Below are 14,860 nucleotides of genomic sequence, written 5' to 3' on the forward strand. Positions count from 1 at the left end.
GGAATATTTGCCTGCCGCCAGGGGTTATGGATTGCGGGTCCGGGAATCGAGCCCTGCCGGGACAAAAGCTCCCGGAACAAGACTGCCTGAAAAGTTTTGGGATGAGTCGGCCGCGACAAAACGACCGGCCAATGGACTGCCGGGAAAAAGAGTGGAGTGCCCTTGAGGTTGGTGAAGGACGGAATGGAAGCCGCGGGCCCCGCCGTATTCGAGAATCTGGAAGCTGATCCTCCGGAGTACGGCTCGCCGCGTTCGCGGAGCGTGACAGTAGACTTGAAGGCAATGAGTACCCTGGATCCGGCCGTTGAGGCCATGTATGAGGCCTCCGGAAGCGAAGCCAAAGGCAGTATCGACGCGCAGCCGGTCGTAGGCGCGGGACTCGATGCGGAGGCCGATTCTCCGGAAGCCGAATCTGTTGAGCTCTCCGTGGATGTGGCCACTGAGACTGCTGACGAGCGCCGCGTCCGTTTTGAGCGCGATGCCATGCAGTATGTGGACCAGCTGTATTCGGCTGCCATGCGCATGGCGCGCAACCCGGCTGACGCCGAGGACCTCGTCCAAGAGGCTTACACCAAGGCCTTTTCCGCGTTCCATCAGTACAAGCCGGGGACCAACCTCAAGGCATGGTTGTACCGGATCCTGACCAACACCTACATCAATCTGTACCGCAAACGGCAGCGCGAGCCGTTGCAGTCCAATTCGGACACCATCGAGGACTGGCAGCTGGCAAGGGCAGAGTCGCACACCTCAAGCGGCCTGCGGTCCGCGGAGGCAGAGGCGCTGGATCACCTTCCGGACTCCGACGTCAAGCGCGCGCTGCAGGACATTCCGGAGGAATTCCGTCTCGCCGTCTATTTTGCCGACGTCGAGGGCTTCGCGTATAAGGAAATTTCGGACATCATGAATACCCCTATCGGTACAGTGATGTCCCGGCTTCACCGCGGCCGGAAAATGTTGCGGGACATGCTGGCGGAGTATGCCGCCGATCGGGGATTCAAAGCCGCCGTCGAACCCGAGGACGCGGCCGCAAGTACAAAACAGGAGAACAGGAAATGAGCGAGTGCCAGGGATTGGGCGACTGCGACGACGCACGGATGCAGCGCATCTACGAGTACCTTGACGGGGCCCTGACCCGTGAGGACATCACGGAGATCAAGCACCACCTCAATGATTGCCCTGAGTGCACGCAGCAATACGACCTCGAGTGCGTAATCCGGAATATGGTGAAGCGCTCCTGCACGGAAGCCGCGCCGGAGAACCTGAAGAACGCCATCCTGGACCGCATCCATTCGATCCGGCCTGTTGACGCCTAAGCACGGGTAAAGTCGGGCAAAGGCAGCCGCCTGTCCGATGCCCGGAAAGACGAAGGACCCCGGAAGCCTTGTGGCTTCCGGGGTCCTTCGCTTAACCGTCAATCCAAGCTTTGCTTAGGTGTTGGGGCGCTTCCCGTGGTTCGCGCCGCCACGCTTACGGTCACGACGTTTACGTGCACGCTTGCTCATAGCTGGCCTCCTTAATGTTGGTACTCAAAAGAGCTGCCCTCAAGTCTCCCACATGATCCGACGGGCCGCGAACCCGGATCGGCCCGTGACCTGCGGGCCAATTCTCCGGCTCAACCGTGCGGCTTAACTGTGCAGCGAGTTCCTGATCGAGATGCGGGCCTGGTTCAAAACCGTCCTGACGGTTTCCAGCGCCACGGGGCTTAGCGGTTCCTTGCTCGCCTGAAGGCGCAGCTCCACGCGCAGATCGTCGCGGAACGCCTGGAGCAGCATCTCCGCCTCCTTGAGCATCCGGTGCCCTTCCTGCGACGGTCCCCTCGCCGTGAGATTGGCGGCCCGCGCTGTGGAACGTGCGGCTTCGGCCGTCGCAGCGAGGTCGGCCCGCAGTCCGCGCATGTTGCTGCGGATATCCTCGCGGAGATTGTCAGCAAGCCGGCGCACAGACTGCGAGATATCGTTCTCGACGCCGGCCAGCTCATCCCGGCGGCCGTTCAGTTCGGCGAGACCGGCCGCTGTGATTCGGTAGTTGGTGCGCCGTCCGGCCGACTCAGTGGCGACCAGCCCTTCTTCCTCCAGCTTCCCCAGCCGCGGGTATATGGTGCCGGCGCTGGGAGAGTATGTGCCGCCGAAACGTTCATTCAGCGCCTTGATGAGCTCGTATCCATGCTTCGGACCGGACTCGAGGAGGGCCAGCAGATACAGCCGCAGGGCCCCGTGCGCGAAGACAGGAGGCATCACTGCCCGGCTTCCGGGTTGCCGGCGTCGCCGTTCTTTCCTTCGTGGCTCCGCGCGGGCTGACTGTGGAAGATCGAGGTTTTGCCCGACACCGAGTTGGTCCGGACCAGCATCAGCTTGCCGTCCGGTCCGGCGATGGTTTCCACCTTGCCACCGGGCTGGGCATAGCGTTGGTCGTCGATCACCACCGTTCCGCCGGCGGACTTTGCCACGATGTCCACGCCGACGTCGTGCGGCAGGCGGATGGTGAGGTCTCCCGAGACGGAATTAGCGCCGAAGTCATGGGTGAATCCCAGCAGGTCGAAGCTCATGTCCCCGCTAACCGTGTTGGCGCGGATGTTGCTGAACCGGCCCGACGCCGTGACCTCGCCGGAGACGCTCTTGGCGGTCAGGACGCCGTCGTGGTTGCGTACGATCACTTCACCACTGATGGTCTTGACGTGGAGGTCGCCTGCGGTGCTGTCTGCGATGACGGAGCCGGAGACGGTACTAAGACGGGTGTGCCCGCTGATTCCGGACACCAGGCCGTCGCCACTCACCGTTCCGGCTTCAACCTCCACGCCCGCGGGGAGCGCGATGGTGATCACCGCTGAGTTGTTGCCGCCGTGGTTGACGGTCTCCATGAGGTTCTTGAACCAGCCTTGCGGGCCGTGGAGCTGATGCCGGATCTCGAGCCTGCCGGCTACGACGCTGACGGACACCGGATCTCCCTGGACGTCGGAGATTTCCACCCGGGCAACAGCCTCGGAGTGGGTGATGACATCGAACCTTCCGCGCACCATTCCCAGTTTCAGCGACCTGATGCCGTCAATGTCGATGGTTTGCGGTGAGGACACGGTCCAGCTGCGCTCCGTCATGATGATGTCTCCATTTCGCGATATATCTTGAGATTCCCAAGGTATATCCGGATGGAACTCACGTCAAGATATATCGCGTTCCCGCCCGGCCGGCCTACTCCGGGGCATCCATCCCAAGCCACTGGAACCAGCCCCGGTGCAGGACCAGCCACGCCATCAGGCCGTAGCCGGACTGGCCTGGCGTTCCGGTGTTGGCAGCCAGATCCTGACGCCATTGCTCATGGTTCAGGAGCGGGGAGAATGTATCGACGTAGGCGTGCTTGCGCCTGGTAGTGACATCGGCAAAAGCGGCGTTCAGCTCTCCCAGACGGCGATTCTGGGCAGGATCGAGAGTGGGCGGAGGGCCGACGACGAACACTTCGATCCGGTTCTGGGAAGCGGAGTCAAGGATGTTGGCGAGGTTCAGCCGGCTGCGGGCAGTGGAAAGGCCAAATTCTATGTCCCGCCCGGAGAGGCCGATGACCAGCCTGTTCTCATGCTGGTCACTGAAGCGGCGGCCGGCTTCCTCCAGCCAACGGGAGGCGAGTCCTTCCGTCCCTTCTTGGGGGCACGGCAAGGCGTAGCTTTCCAGGGTCAGCCCGTCCTGAGGAGTGCGCGCCAGGACGCGGCCCAGCCAGCCGAGCGCCCGGGGATCGCCCAGGCCGGCCAGCAGTTCATCTCCAACAGCTGCGATGCGCAGCTTCCTGTCTTCCACACGTTCCTCTTTACTTCCGTGCCGGATGGCTCCTCGTGCAGCCCCTCCGGGAATTAGCGCCGACCGGTCGTTCTTCGGCGGCTGTGATCCCATTAAACAGAACTGCCCGGCCGGAGTCTGGTATTTCGACGTCCGGCCGGGCAGCCCCCTGGATTACTTCCGTGCAAATGCCTGCTTCAGAAGCGCATCCTGCTCTGCTGCGTGGCGTTTCATGGAACCCGCAGCGGTGGAGGCCGACGCGGTACGTGACACGAGGCGGACGGAGCGGCCAAGCGCCTCCGGCAGGTTGAGGCCCATGAACGGCCACGGTCCCTGGTTGGCAGGTTCGTCCTGTGCCCAGACCACTTCGGCGTTCGGGTACTTCGCGAGCTCCGCCGCGATCTCGGCATGCGGCAGCGGGTAAAGCTGCTCCACGCGGACGATCGCCGTGGTCTGATCATCGGTCTTCTGCCGGGTGGACAGTAGATCGTAGTACAGGCGGCCGGATACCAGCAGGACGCGTTCGACGGCGTCACCCGCCAGCTGCTCATGGTCGCCTATGACAGGGCGGAAGCTGCCGGTGGTGAAGTCCTCGACAGGCGACGCTGCAGCCTTAAGCCGGAGCAGCTGCTTCGGAGTGAAGATGATCAGCGGCTTGCGCGGACGGCTGTAAGCCTGGCGGCGCAGCAGGTGGAAATGCGAGGCCGCCGTCGTGGGGTTCGCGACGACCATGTTCTCTTCCGCGCACATCTGCAGGAAACGCTCGATGCGTGCCGAAGAGTGGTCGGGGCCCTGGCCCTCGTAACCGTGCGGGAGCATCAGCACCAGCGAGGACCGCTGGCCCCACTTCTGCTCAGCCGAGGAGATGAACTCATCGATGATGGTCTGGGCGCCGTTGACGAAGTCACCAAACTGCGCTTCCCAAAGGACGAGGGCATCCGGACGCTCAACCGAGTAACCGTATTCGAAGCCCATCGCAGCGTATTCGGAGAGCAGGGAGTCATAGATCCACAGCTTCGCCTGGTTGTCCGAAAGATTGCCCAGGGGGAGCCACTCGTTGCCGTTCACGCGGTCGTGGAACACGGCGTGACGCTGAACGAACGTTCCGCGGCGTGAGTCCTGGCCAGCCAGGCGGACCGGGACACCCTCCATGATGAGTGAGCCGAAGGCCGCAATCTCGCCGAAGCCCCAGTCGATGCCGCCTTCACGGGACATCTGCTCGCGCTTCTCGAGAAGCTGCTTGAGCTTCGCGTGGACCGTGAAGCCCTCCGGAATTTCGACGTGCGCCTTGCCGATGCGGGCAAGCGTCTCGGGGGAGATGGCTGTGGACGCCGGGGCGTTGGTGCCGAAGTCGGCCTGCTGGGCGATGGGACGCTCGATGTCCGATACTGCGGCGGAGTCCGCCGTGATGATCGGGATCGGTGAGGTCTGGGCGGCGTGCGTCTCGGCGAAGACACGCTCCAGCCGTTCCTGGTAGTCGCGAAGCAGCTGCTCCGCTTCTTCCTCGGTGATGTCCCCGCGGCCGATCAGCGACTCGGTGTACAGCTTGCGGACGGAGCGTTTGGCTTCGATAAGGTTGTACATGAGCGGCTGGGTCATCGACGGGTCGTCACCCTCGTTGTGGCCGCGGCGGCGGTAGCACACCATGTCGATCACAACGTCCTTGTGGAAACGCTGGCGGAACTCGTAAGCGAGTTGGCCGATGCGGACCACTGCTTCCGGATCGTCGCCGTTCACGTGGAACACGGGTGCCTGGATCATCTTGGCAACGTCCGTGGAGTACGTGGAGGAGCGGGAGGAGGACGGCGCCGTCGTGAAGCCCACCTGGTTGTTGACCACCACGTGGATGGTGCCGCCGGTGCGGTAGCCGCGGAGCTGCGAAAGGTTCAGCGTCTCCGCAACCACGCCCTGGCCGGCAAAGGCGGCGTCGCCGTGGACCATGATGGGCAGCACCGGGAAGGCGACGCCCTGGTCCAGGCGGTCCTGCTTGGCGCGGACGATGCCTTCCAGCACGGAGTCGACGGCCTCAAGGTGGGACGGGTTGGCAGCGAGGTAGACCTTGGTCTCCTTGCCGTTGTCCGAGGTGAAGGTGCCTTCGGTCCCGAGGTGGTACTTCACGTCACCTGATCCCTGCACGGAGCGCGGGTCCTGGGTGCCTTCGAATTCACGGAAGACCTGGGCGTAGGTCTTGCCGGCGATGTTGGTGAGCACGTTCAGGCGGCCGCGGTGGGCCATGCCGATGGCCACTTCGTCCAGGCCGTCATCCGCGGCGTCGGACATGATGGCGTCCAGCAGCGGAATAAGGGATTCGCCGCCTTCGAGCGAGAAGCGCTTCTGGCCCACGAACTTCGTCTGCAGGAACGTCTCGAAGGCCTCCGCCGCGTTCAGCTTGGAGACGATACGGAGCTGTTCTTCCCGGGTGGGCTTGGAGTAGGGGTGCTCCAGCTGATCCTGGAACCATTTGCGCTCTTCAGGCTCCTGGATGTGCATGTATTCGATGCCTGTGGTGCGGCAGTAGGCGTCGCGAAGCACGGCCAGGATGTCGCGGAACTTCAGCACGGCCTTGCCGCCGAAGCCGCCGGTGGGCCACTCGCGGTCCAGGTCCCACAGGGTCAGTCCATAGGTCAGCACGTCAAGGTCGGGGTGCTTGCGCTGGACGTACTCCAGCGGATCGGTGTCCGCCATCAGGTGTCCGCGCACGCGGTAGGAGTGGATGAGCTGCTGGATCCGGGCGACCTTGTTGATCTGGTCTGACGGGTCGACCTGCAGGTCGGGGCTCCAGCGCACGGGCTCGTACGGAATGCGCAGGGCCTCGAAGATTTCGTCGTAGAAGTTCTGCGCGCCGAGCAGCAGCTGGTGGACGAGCTTCAGGAATTCGCCGCTGCCGGCACCCTGGATAACGCGGTGGTCGTAGGTCGAGGTCAGCGTCAGGACCTTGCTGATGGCGTTCTGCGCGATGATCTTTTCGCTGGCGCCCTGGAACTCGGCAGGGTAGTCCAGCGCACCAACGCCGATGATAGCGGCCTGTCCCTTGGAAAGGCGCGGCACGGAATGCACGGTGCCGATACCGCCCGGGTTGGTCAGGGAGACCGTGGTGCCGGAGTGGTCGTCCGCTGTCAGCTTGCCGGCACGGGCGCGCTTAATGAGGTCTTCGTAGGTGTGCCAGAACTCGGAGAAGTTGAGGGTCTCGGCCTTCTTGATGTTCGGCACCATGAGCAGGCGGGTGCCGTCAGGCTTGGGCATGTCGATGGCGATGCCGAAGTTGACGTGTGCCGGCTGGACAGCGACAGGCTTGCCGTCGACTTCGTCGTAGTAGACGTTCATCGACGGGAACTGGGACAGCGCCCGGATGACGGCGTAACCGATCAAGTGGGTGAACGAGACCTTGCCGCCGCGGGCCCGGGCCAGGTTGGAGTTGATAACCACGCGGTTGTCGATCAGCAGCTTGGCCGGGATGGCCCTGACGCTGGTGGCAGTGGGGACCTCAAGGCTCGTGATCATGTTCGAGGCGATGGCCTTGGCCGGTCCGCGCAGAACCGAGACGACATCCTCTTCAGGCGCCGTGGGGGCCTTGACGTTCTTGGGAAGCTGGGCAGGGATCGGCTGCGATCCGCTACCGGGATCGGCCTTCTTCGCGCCGTCGCGGGCGATCGTTGCGGGTGCCTTCGTGGCCGGTGCCGCAGCCGGGGGTACGGCAGGCGCCGCAGCAGAAGATGCAGGAGCTGCGGTCTGCGCCGCCGGTGACGGTACCTGTTCGGCAGGCGCCGGCGACGGTGCCGGTTCGGCAGGAGCCGGAGCCACGGCGGGCATTTCGCGGGTTGCGGGGTGGGCTATGGCGAGGGCTGTGTTCCCGTTGGAAGAAGAACCGCTGCCCGAGTCGAAGGATTCGAAGAGGGGCCACCACTTGGAATCCACAGCGTTCTTGTTCTGCTGGTACTGCTCGTACAGTTCGTCAACGAGCCACTCATTTCCGCCAAATTCCTCTGGTAGACGGTGGCTAGGCTGCTCTGGCACTTGAAATACGCCTCTTCCATGAGTTTGATTTCCCTCTGGCCGCCACGGTGCCGCAGCACAACATTCGGACCAGTCTCTGCGTCCTCTGAACCCAGACCTTTGCCAGTCTAATGAGCATTCTGCGTTAACTGCCAATAAGCGTGACCCAAATCATGAAGTGACGCGGCGAATGCCGAATGTGGCGTTCCGGACCCATATTCCGCCTGGCGTTTAATGCTCCGGTTGCAGGCCGGCACGGCCTGGCGCCGGGCGCTGACGGGGATCGGAAGCTGCTCCTGTAGACTGAAATTCTTATGGACAGTAAATCTAGGTGCCGGCCTGGGGGCTGTCAGCGGAGCACGAAGAACAGCGCCGCACAGTCCACCCGCAGAGCCGGCAAACCCCGAACACGCGCCCACCACCCTGCGTCGGTCCATCCCGCGGGAGCCCCCTCGGAAAGAACGTCGGCTACGGCTGACCATCCTCCGCCTGGCGGCCGCCCGAATAGTCACTCCACCTGTGTTAACAGCACCAGTATTAACTGCGCCATTATTCAGTGCGCGACTGTGCACGCCCTGTCCTCCAGGGCGGGATGCTGAATGGAGTGGTTGCTCCTCGCGGCAGGGTTCCTGCTGATCGCCGGCACCGGGTTTTTCGTCGCCGTCGAATTTTCCCTCATTGCCTTGGACCAGGCCACAGTCCAGCGCGCCATTGAGAACGGTGATTCCGGGGCCGTTCCGCTACTGAAGTGCCTGAAGTCCCTCTCCACCCAGCTTTCCAGCTGCCAGCTGGGCATTACCCTGACCACCCTGTTGACCGGGTACGTGATGGAACCATCTGTGGGGCGACTGCTGGAGGGCCCGCTGGCCGCCGTCGGAATCCCCGGGGTGGCAGCCGCCTCCATATCGCTGGTCATCGCGATGGCGCTGGCGACGTTGCTGTCGATGCTGCTGGGCGAACTGGTGCCCAAAAACATGGCGATCGCACTGTCCTTCCCGGTGGGTAGGGCCCTGGCCCGGCCGCAGCTGGTTTTTACTGCCATTTTCAGGCCTGCCATCGTGGTGCTCAACGGCTTCTCCAACAAGGTGCTGAACGTCTTCGGGCTCGAAGCCAAGGAGGAGATTTCAGGTGCCAGGACCCCGGCTGAGCTTGCCTCCCTGGTCCGGCGTTCAGCCGCGATGGGAACGCTCGACGCCGGAACCGCCAACTTTGTGGCGCGGACCCTGAACTTCTCAGCACGCACGGCCGCCGACGTCATGACGCCGCGGATCCGGGTGGAAACCATCGACGCCGACCAACCGGTGTCTGACGTCCTCGACGCCGCGCGGCGCACCGGATATTCGCGGTTCCCTGTCATTGGAGAGTCCGCGGACGATATCAGGGGACTCGTCCACGTCAAGAAGGCAGTGGCAGTGCCCTGGGACAGGCGGGCCAACCTGGAAGCCGGAGCGATCATGACCGACGTCCTGAGGGTGCCTGAGACGATCCACCTCGACGCCCTTCTGGCCGAACTGCGCGAGGGAAACCTTCAGCTCGCCGTCGTGCTTGATGAGTACGGCGGAACCGCGGGCATCGCCACCCTGGAAGACCTGGTTGAGGAGATCGTCGGTGAAGTGGCCGACGAGCATGACAAAGTCAGGCCAGGCCTCCTCCAGAGCGCGTCAGGGGACTGGTATTTCCCGGGACTCCTGCGGCCCGACGAACTGTCCGAACAGATTCCCGGACTCACAGTGCCGGACGAATCTGCGTACGAGACTGTGGGGGGCTACGTCATGAGCGAACTGGGCCGCATCGCCGCGGTGGGGGACATAGTGGTTGTGGGGGGCGGCACGCTGAGCGTGACCAGGATGGACGGACGGCGGATCGACAGGATCTGCTTCCGGCCCGAAGCTGCAGGCGCAGAGCATTCCGCTGATGACAGGACCGCGCAATGAGTGACTGGGCGGGCATTTTCTGGCTTGTAGTGCTCCTGCTGGGTAATGCGTTTTTTGTTGCGGCCGAGTTCGCCGTGATGTCGGCCAGGCGCAGCCAGATTGAACCCCTGGCGGACGCCGGGTCCCTGAGGGCGCAGACCACCTTGCGTGCCATGGAAAATGTCTCCCTTATGCTGGCCTGTGCCCAGTTGGGAATTACCGTCTGCTCCCTGCTGATCCTGCAGGTGGCGGAACCGGCCATCCATCACCTGATGGCCGCCCCCCTCGAGGCTCTCGGGGTGCCCGTGGAGATCGCCGACGTCGTGGCGTTCGGTGTTGCCCTGATGGCAGTGACCTTCCTGCATGTGACCTTCGGTGAGATGGTCCCCAAGAACATCTCGGTGTCCGTGGCAAACAAGGCCGCCTTGTTCCTCGCTCCTCCGCTGATGTTTGTAGCCCGCCTGGTGAGGCCTGCGATTGTGGCCCTGAACTGGTCTGCCAACCACATCCTGAAGCTCCTCCGGATTGAGCCCAAGGATGAAGTGAATTCGTCATTCACACTCGAAGAAGTCCAGTCAATCGTGCAGGAGTCCACCCGTCACGGACTCGTCGACGACGACGCCGGACTGATCACCGGCGCACTGGAATTCTCCGAACACACTGCATCCCACATCATGGTGCCGCTGGACAAACTGGTCATGCTGAAAGCGGCAACCACTCCAGTTGAGTTCGAGAAAGCCGTCAGCAGAACGGGGTTCTCAAGGTTTCCGATGCTGGACGATGACAGCATGCTCGCGGGCTATCTTCATGTGAAGGACGTACTGTCCATTCCGGAGACTGACTATCAGCACCCCATCGCTGAGAGCCGCATCCGCTCCCTGGCGAACCTTGCCCTGGATGACGAGATCGAAATGGCAATGTCCGTCATGCAGCGCACAGGCTCCCACCTTGCACGGGTTATCGGCCCCGACGGCCAGACGCACGGCGTGCTGTTCCTGGAAGACGTGATTGAACTGCTGGTTGGAGAGATCCGGGATGCAACCCAGGCCACCGGAATCAGGAGGCTGGGCCAGTCCAACGGTGCCGATACTTCTAAATAGGAATCATTCCTATTTACGGTTAGACTTCTGGGAAGTAAGAATCCCGTTTGCCGAAATGAGTTGAGGTTCCGTGCGTCGTCCTGCCGCCATTCATTCATCCCTTGCCGCCATCGCCGGCCTGGGCTTGCTGCTGACCGCATGCGCTCCAGCAGCAAGCGTGTCCAGCAACCCGTCCGCATCGTCTTCTGGCGGGAAGGTCCACGTTGTGGCTTCCACGAACGTCTATGGCGACATTGCCCACGCCATAGGCGGCGACAAGGTCAACGTTGATGCCCTCATCACTAAGTCCAGCCAGGACCCGCATTCCTATGAGGCCACCGCCCAGGACCGTTTGACGGTTTCCAAGGCAAACGTTGTGATCGAAAACGGCGGCGGCTACGACGACTTCATGCACAAGATCGCCGGCGACAGCAACATCGCGCCCGACAACATCATCACCGCCGTCGATGTCTCCGGGCTGGCCCCCGCTGCAGACGCGGAGCCGAGCGCCACGGCCAGTGCCCCCGCCGCCGGGCACGACCATGCCGAGTTCAACGAACACATCTGGTACAGCATGGATGCCATGAACAAACTGGCGGACGCATTGGCCGCCAAACTTGGAGAACTCGAGCCGGGGTCCGCCGCGACGTTCACGTCGAATGCGGCAACTTTCAAAGCCGGGATGGAGGGGCTCACTGCGAAGCTCGCTACCCTCAAAGCCAGCGCGACCGGATCGCCGGTAGCCATTACCGAACCCGTTCCGCTCTACATGCTTCAGGCCGCCGGACTGGAGAACAAGACCCCCGAAGAGTACAGTGCTGCGATTGAGGAAGGCACCGATGTCCCGCCTTCCGTGCTGAAGGCCGCCACAGACATCGCCGGATCCAAGGACACCCGGTTCCTCGCTTACAACACCCAGACGGAGGGACCGCAGACCGAAGCGCTCAAGAAGGCCGCCGAAGCTGCCGGCGTCCCGGTGATCGACTTCAGCGAAACACTCCCTGAGGGCAAGACGTACCTGCAGTGGATGACGGACAATGTTGACAACATCAGCAAAGCTTTGGAGAAAAATAGTTGAAACCCGTCGTGAGCCTCCGCGGAGCGTCCCTGCAATTTGGCAAGCGGGCGCTCTGGGAGGATCTCGACCTGGATATCAGGCCCGGCGAATTCTTCGCCGTCCTTGGGCCCAACGGAAGCGGAAAAACCAGCTTCCTCAAAGTCCTCCTCGGCCTCCAGGACCTTCATGCGGGCCGTGCCATGCTGGGAGGCGTCCCGGTTGAGCGGGGGAGTAACCTGATCGGCTACATTCCGCAGCAGAAGTCGTTTGCCCCGGATACCCCCATGCGCGCCCGCGACCTGGTGGGCCTTGGCGTGGACGGCCACCGCTGGGGAATGCGGCTGCGCATGTCCAACGCAAACCGCAGGATCGATGAACTCCTCGAAGTTGTCGGAGCCAGTGACTACGCCAAAGTGCCGGTGGGACTGCTTTCCGGCGGTGAGCAGCAGCGGCTCCGGGTTGCACAGGCCCTGGCCACGGACCCGGAGGTTCTCCTCTGCGATGAACCGCTCTTGTCCCTGGACATGCACCACCAGCAGGCAGTCAGTGCCCTGATCAACAAACAATGCCGCGAGAAGAACAGTGCCGTGGTTTTTGTCACGCACGAAATTAATCCCATCATCGACTACGTGGACCGCGTGCTGTACCTTGCCGGCGGAAGCTTCAGGGTGGGGACACCGGAAGAAGTCATGACAACCGAGGTTCTTTCGGAACTGTACGAGAGCCACGTGGAGGTCATCCACGCCAACGGACGCATCGTCGTCGTCGGTCTCCCGGACGCGACCACGCATCACCACGTCCATGCGACGGCGGGGGAGGCGGCCTGATGGACGCGGACAGCATCATCGGATCGATCTTCAGCTTCGAAAACTACGGCGAACTCCTGCTGCTGGTCCAGAACTCCATCTGGGCAGGGGCTGTACTTGGCCTGCTGGGCGGGCTGGTAGGCACTTTTGTCATGAAGCGGGACCTCGCCTTTGCCGTTCACGGCATTTCGGAACTGTCATTCGCCGGGGCGTCCTTTGCCCTGCTGATCGGGGCTGACATAGTTTTTGGCTCGCTCATCGGTTCCGTGGTGGCCGCGCTCCTGCTCGGGCTGATGGGAGTCAGGGCCCGGGACAAGAACTCGATCATCGGCGTGATCATGCCCTTCGGGTTGGGCCTGGGCATCCTTTTCCTGTCGCTCTACCAGGGCCGGGCCGCCAACAAATTCGGGCTCCTGACAGGACAGATCGTCTCCGTTGACACTGTCCAGCTCCAGGCCCTCGCCGGGACCGCGGTGGTGGTGATGGCGGCGTTGGTAGTCATCTGGAGGCCGCTGAATTTCGCCAGCGCTGATCCGGAACTGGCTGAGGCCCGCGGAGTACCCGTAAGGGCGCTCGCCCTCATTTTCATGGTGCTGCTGGGCGTGAGCGTGGCGCTGTCCATCCAGGTGGTCGGAGCACTCCTTGTTCTGGCACTGCTCATCACACCTGCTGCTGCGGCGCTGCGCGTGACGTCCTCCCCGGTGGCGGTGGTGATACTAAGCGTCACCTTTGCCATGACGGCCACGGTGGGCGGTATCCTCCTGGCCCTTGGCGGCCGCATCCCCATCAGCCCCTACGTCACCACGCTGTCATTCCTGATCTATGTGGTGTGCCGCGTCACGGGAAGCGTCCGGGCCAAGAAGGGGATGAACGGGCGCATCGTGCACGCACACTAACGCCTTCTGGCAACGGCCGGAAAGGTACGCCGGAAGCGTGTGTCCCGGGCAGCCCCCGTGCGGTCAGAGGTTGCCCGCGGCCTTACGTGCGGTGCAGTCCGGGCACAGCCCGAAGATCTCAACAGTGTGTGCCACGTCGGTGTAGCCGTATTCTGCCGCTGTCCGGGCCGCCCACGTTTCCACAGCCGGAGCCTCAACCTCAACCGCCTTGCCGCAGTTGCGGCACAGGAGATGGTGGTGGTGGTCGGTTACGGCGCATCGCCGGTAGACGGCCTCTCCATCGCTGTTGCGCAGTACGTCCACCAGTCCGTCGTCCGCCAGGGATTGCAGGATCCGGTATGCCGTCGCGAGCGACACCGAGACGCCCTGGTTCTGCAGGATACGGTAGAGCTCCTGCGTGCTCACGAAGTCATCGAGCTCATCCAGCGCAGCACTGACGGCCAGCCGTTGCTTGGTGACGCGCTGTTCCTTTCCGGGGGCGGTCGCAGGGCTGCCCGTCGCAGGGCCCGCGGCCGTGGCTGGCGAGGAAGTGGACGGCGTCGTTTCGTCAGCCTTTGTGCCGAACGGCATTGATGGCCTCGCTTCCCTGAGGTTGGTGACAAACATCCAGATTACCAGCGGGCCTCATGGACAGTGGCCGTAGAGGTCAGGGCTTCGTGGACATGGTCCCGGACCGGCCCCTAGGCTGGCGCTATGAAGCTGACGAAATACACCCACGCCTGCGTCCGGCTCGAGAAGGACGGCAGGGCCCTCGTGCTGGACCCCGGAACATTCTCTGAAACGAAGGAAGCACTGCAGGGCGCCCAGGCTGTCCTCATCACGCACGAGCACGGTGACCACGTGGATGTTCCCGCCATGGTGAATGCACTCAGGGGAATGGACGGCCTGGCGGTGTTTGCACCCGAGGGGGTGGCCGCCAACCTGCGGAAGGAAGCGCCCGAGGCGGCAGCGCGGATCCATACCGTTGAGCCCGGATCGTCCTTTGAGGCGGCCGGCTTCAGCGTCCGCAGCTTCGGCGGACAGCACGCCCTGATCCATCCGCAGATCCCCGTGGTCGCCAATATCGGCTATCTCGTGGATGAGAACGTCTATCACCCGGGGGACTCATTCATCATCCCCGACGGCATCAGCGTCCGGAACCTGCTGGTCCCGATCCACGCGCCGTGGAACAAGGCCAGTGAAGTGGTCGACTTTGTGATCGGCGTCCGTGCTCCGCGGGCGTTCCAGGTCCATGACGGGCTCCTGAACGAGATGGGCCTGAAAATGGTTGAAGCGCATGTAACCCGCATGGGTGCCAAATACGGCACCGAGTTCACCCATCTGTCCACGGGCGAAACAGTGGAGGTCTGACG

The 14,860-nt window shown here is 63.0% G+C and carries 14 protein-coding genes; 8 read left to right on the top strand and 6 right to left on the bottom strand.

Features of this window, described 5'->3' with window-relative positions; all coding sequences use genetic code 11:
- Positions 1-282 precede the first annotated feature (282 nt).
- Both QFZ40_RS06410 and rsrA read left to right on the top strand, forming a co-directional pair.
- Entirely contained in the window at positions 283-1,056 is a 774-nt protein-coding gene (locus tag QFZ40_RS06410; RefSeq protein ID WP_306903463.1) for a sigma-70 family RNA polymerase sigma factor, read from the top strand.
- Positions 1,053-1,313 carry a mycothiol system anti-sigma-R factor gene (rsrA, locus tag QFZ40_RS06415; RefSeq protein WP_306903464.1) on the top strand — a complete coding sequence of 87 codons (261 nt, stop codon included), beginning with the start codon at positions 1,053-1,055 and terminating at the stop codon, positions 1,311-1,313. Before QFZ40_RS06410 ends, rsrA begins: the two co-directional genes overlap by 4 nt.
- A 114-nt stretch (positions 1,314-1,427) precedes the next feature.
- Here rsrA and QFZ40_RS21615 read toward each other — a convergent pair whose 3' ends face one another.
- The 5 genes from QFZ40_RS21615 to QFZ40_RS06435 all read right to left on the bottom strand — a co-directional run bounded on the left by QFZ40_RS21615 (position 1,428) and on the right by QFZ40_RS06435 (position 7,778).
- On the bottom strand, positions 1,428-1,502 hold the full coding sequence (locus tag QFZ40_RS21615) for a 50S ribosomal protein bL37 (protein ID WP_369299106.1): 75 nt from the start codon (positions 1,500-1,502) through the stop codon (positions 1,428-1,430).
- Between the two features lie 123 nt (positions 1,503-1,625).
- Positions 1,626-2,234, bottom strand: coding sequence for a PadR family transcriptional regulator (locus QFZ40_RS06420; protein ID WP_306903465.1), 609 nt, complete (start codon positions 2,232-2,234; stop codon positions 1,626-1,628).
- Entirely contained in the window at positions 2,234-3,091 is an 858-nt protein-coding gene (locus QFZ40_RS06425; protein WP_306903466.1) for a DUF4097 family beta strand repeat-containing protein, read from the bottom strand. Before QFZ40_RS06425 ends, QFZ40_RS06420 begins: the two co-directional genes overlap by 1 nt.
- Before the next feature lie 94 nt (positions 3,092-3,185).
- Positions 3,186-3,785, bottom strand: a complete 600-nt coding sequence (locus tag QFZ40_RS06430; protein WP_306903467.1) for a GDSL-type esterase/lipase family protein — start codon at positions 3,783-3,785, stop codon at positions 3,186-3,188.
- Positions 3,786-3,938: 153 nt separating this feature from the next.
- Positions 3,939-7,778: a multifunctional oxoglutarate decarboxylase/oxoglutarate dehydrogenase thiamine pyrophosphate-binding subunit/dihydrolipoyllysine-residue succinyltransferase subunit gene (locus tag QFZ40_RS06435; RefSeq protein WP_306903468.1), complete on the bottom strand. Its 3,840-nt coding sequence runs from the start codon at positions 7,776-7,778 to the stop codon at positions 3,939-3,941.
- Positions 7,779-8,356: 578 nt separating this feature from the next.
- Between QFZ40_RS06435 and QFZ40_RS06440 the strand changes: the two genes are divergently transcribed.
- The 5 genes from QFZ40_RS06440 (at position 8,357) to QFZ40_RS06460 (ending at position 13,508) form a co-directional block, all read left to right on the top strand.
- Complete coding sequence (locus tag QFZ40_RS06440) at positions 8,357-9,691, top strand: hemolysin family protein (protein ID WP_306903469.1); 1,335 nt, start codon at positions 8,357-8,359, stop codon at positions 9,689-9,691.
- Positions 9,688-10,770 (top strand): hemolysin family protein, encoded by a 1,083-nt coding sequence (locus QFZ40_RS06445; protein ID WP_306903470.1) that lies wholly within the window; start codon positions 9,688-9,690, stop codon positions 10,768-10,770. The genes QFZ40_RS06440 and QFZ40_RS06445 overlap by 4 nt, the downstream gene beginning before the upstream one ends.
- 70 nt (positions 10,771-10,840) lie before the next feature.
- Positions 10,841-11,827, top strand: a complete 987-nt coding sequence (locus tag QFZ40_RS06450; RefSeq protein WP_306903471.1) for a metal ABC transporter solute-binding protein, Zn/Mn family — start codon at positions 10,841-10,843, stop codon at positions 11,825-11,827.
- A complete protein-coding gene (locus tag QFZ40_RS06455) occupies positions 11,824-12,633 on the top strand; it encodes a metal ABC transporter ATP-binding protein (protein ID WP_306903472.1) in 810 nt (269 codons plus the stop codon). The genes QFZ40_RS06450 and QFZ40_RS06455 overlap by 4 nt, the downstream gene beginning before the upstream one ends.
- On the top strand, positions 12,633-13,508 hold the full coding sequence (locus tag QFZ40_RS06460) for a metal ABC transporter permease (RefSeq protein WP_306903473.1): 876 nt from the start codon (positions 12,633-12,635) through the stop codon (positions 13,506-13,508). Before QFZ40_RS06455 ends, QFZ40_RS06460 begins: the two co-directional genes overlap by 1 nt.
- 63 nt (positions 13,509-13,571) lie before the next feature.
- Here the strand turns inward: QFZ40_RS06460 and QFZ40_RS06465 are convergent, their stop codons facing one another.
- A complete protein-coding gene (locus tag QFZ40_RS06465) occupies positions 13,572-14,078 on the bottom strand; it encodes a Fur family transcriptional regulator (RefSeq protein WP_306903474.1) in 507 nt (168 codons plus the stop codon).
- Positions 14,079-14,201: 123 nt separating this feature from the next.
- On the opposite strand from QFZ40_RS06465, the gene QFZ40_RS06470 reads away from it, so the two are divergent.
- Positions 14,202-14,858, top strand: a complete 657-nt coding sequence (locus tag QFZ40_RS06470; RefSeq protein WP_306903475.1) for an MBL fold metallo-hydrolase — start codon at positions 14,202-14,204, stop codon at positions 14,856-14,858.
- The last annotated feature ends 2 nt before the right edge of the window (positions 14,859-14,860 follow it).

The sequence above is a fragment of the Arthrobacter pascens genome, from assembly GCF_030816475.1.
In the GTDB taxonomy this organism is placed as follows: Bacteria; Actinomycetota; Actinomycetes; order Actinomycetales; family Micrococcaceae; genus Arthrobacter; species Arthrobacter pascens_B.

Coding starts and splice junctions, on each gene's coding strand:
- rsrA (WP_306903464.1), top strand. CDS start 1,053: ATGAGCGAGTGCCAGGGATTGGGCGACTGCGACGACGCACGGATGCAG.
- QFZ40_RS06445 (WP_306903470.1), top strand. CDS start 9,688: ATGAGTGACTGGGCGGGCATTTTCTGGCTTGTAGTGCTCCTGCTGGGT.
- QFZ40_RS06410 (WP_306903463.1), top strand. CDS start 283: ATGAGTACCCTGGATCCGGCCGTTGAGGCCATGTATGAGGCCTCCGGA.
- QFZ40_RS06465 (WP_306903474.1), bottom strand. CDS start 14,078: ATGCCGTTCGGCACAAAGGCTGACGAAACGACGCCGTCCACTTCCTCG.
- QFZ40_RS06425 (WP_306903466.1), bottom strand. CDS start 3,091: ATGACGGAGCGCAGCTGGACCGTGTCCTCACCGCAAACCATCGACATT.
- QFZ40_RS06420 (WP_306903465.1), bottom strand. CDS start 2,234: ATGCCTCCTGTCTTCGCGCACGGGGCCCTGCGGCTGTATCTGCTGGCC.
- QFZ40_RS06470 (WP_306903475.1), top strand. CDS start 14,202: ATGAAGCTGACGAAATACACCCACGCCTGCGTCCGGCTCGAGAAGGAC.
- QFZ40_RS06460 (WP_306903473.1), top strand. CDS start 12,633: ATGGACGCGGACAGCATCATCGGATCGATCTTCAGCTTCGAAAACTAC.
- QFZ40_RS06440 (WP_306903469.1), top strand. CDS start 8,357: ATGGAGTGGTTGCTCCTCGCGGCAGGGTTCCTGCTGATCGCCGGCACC.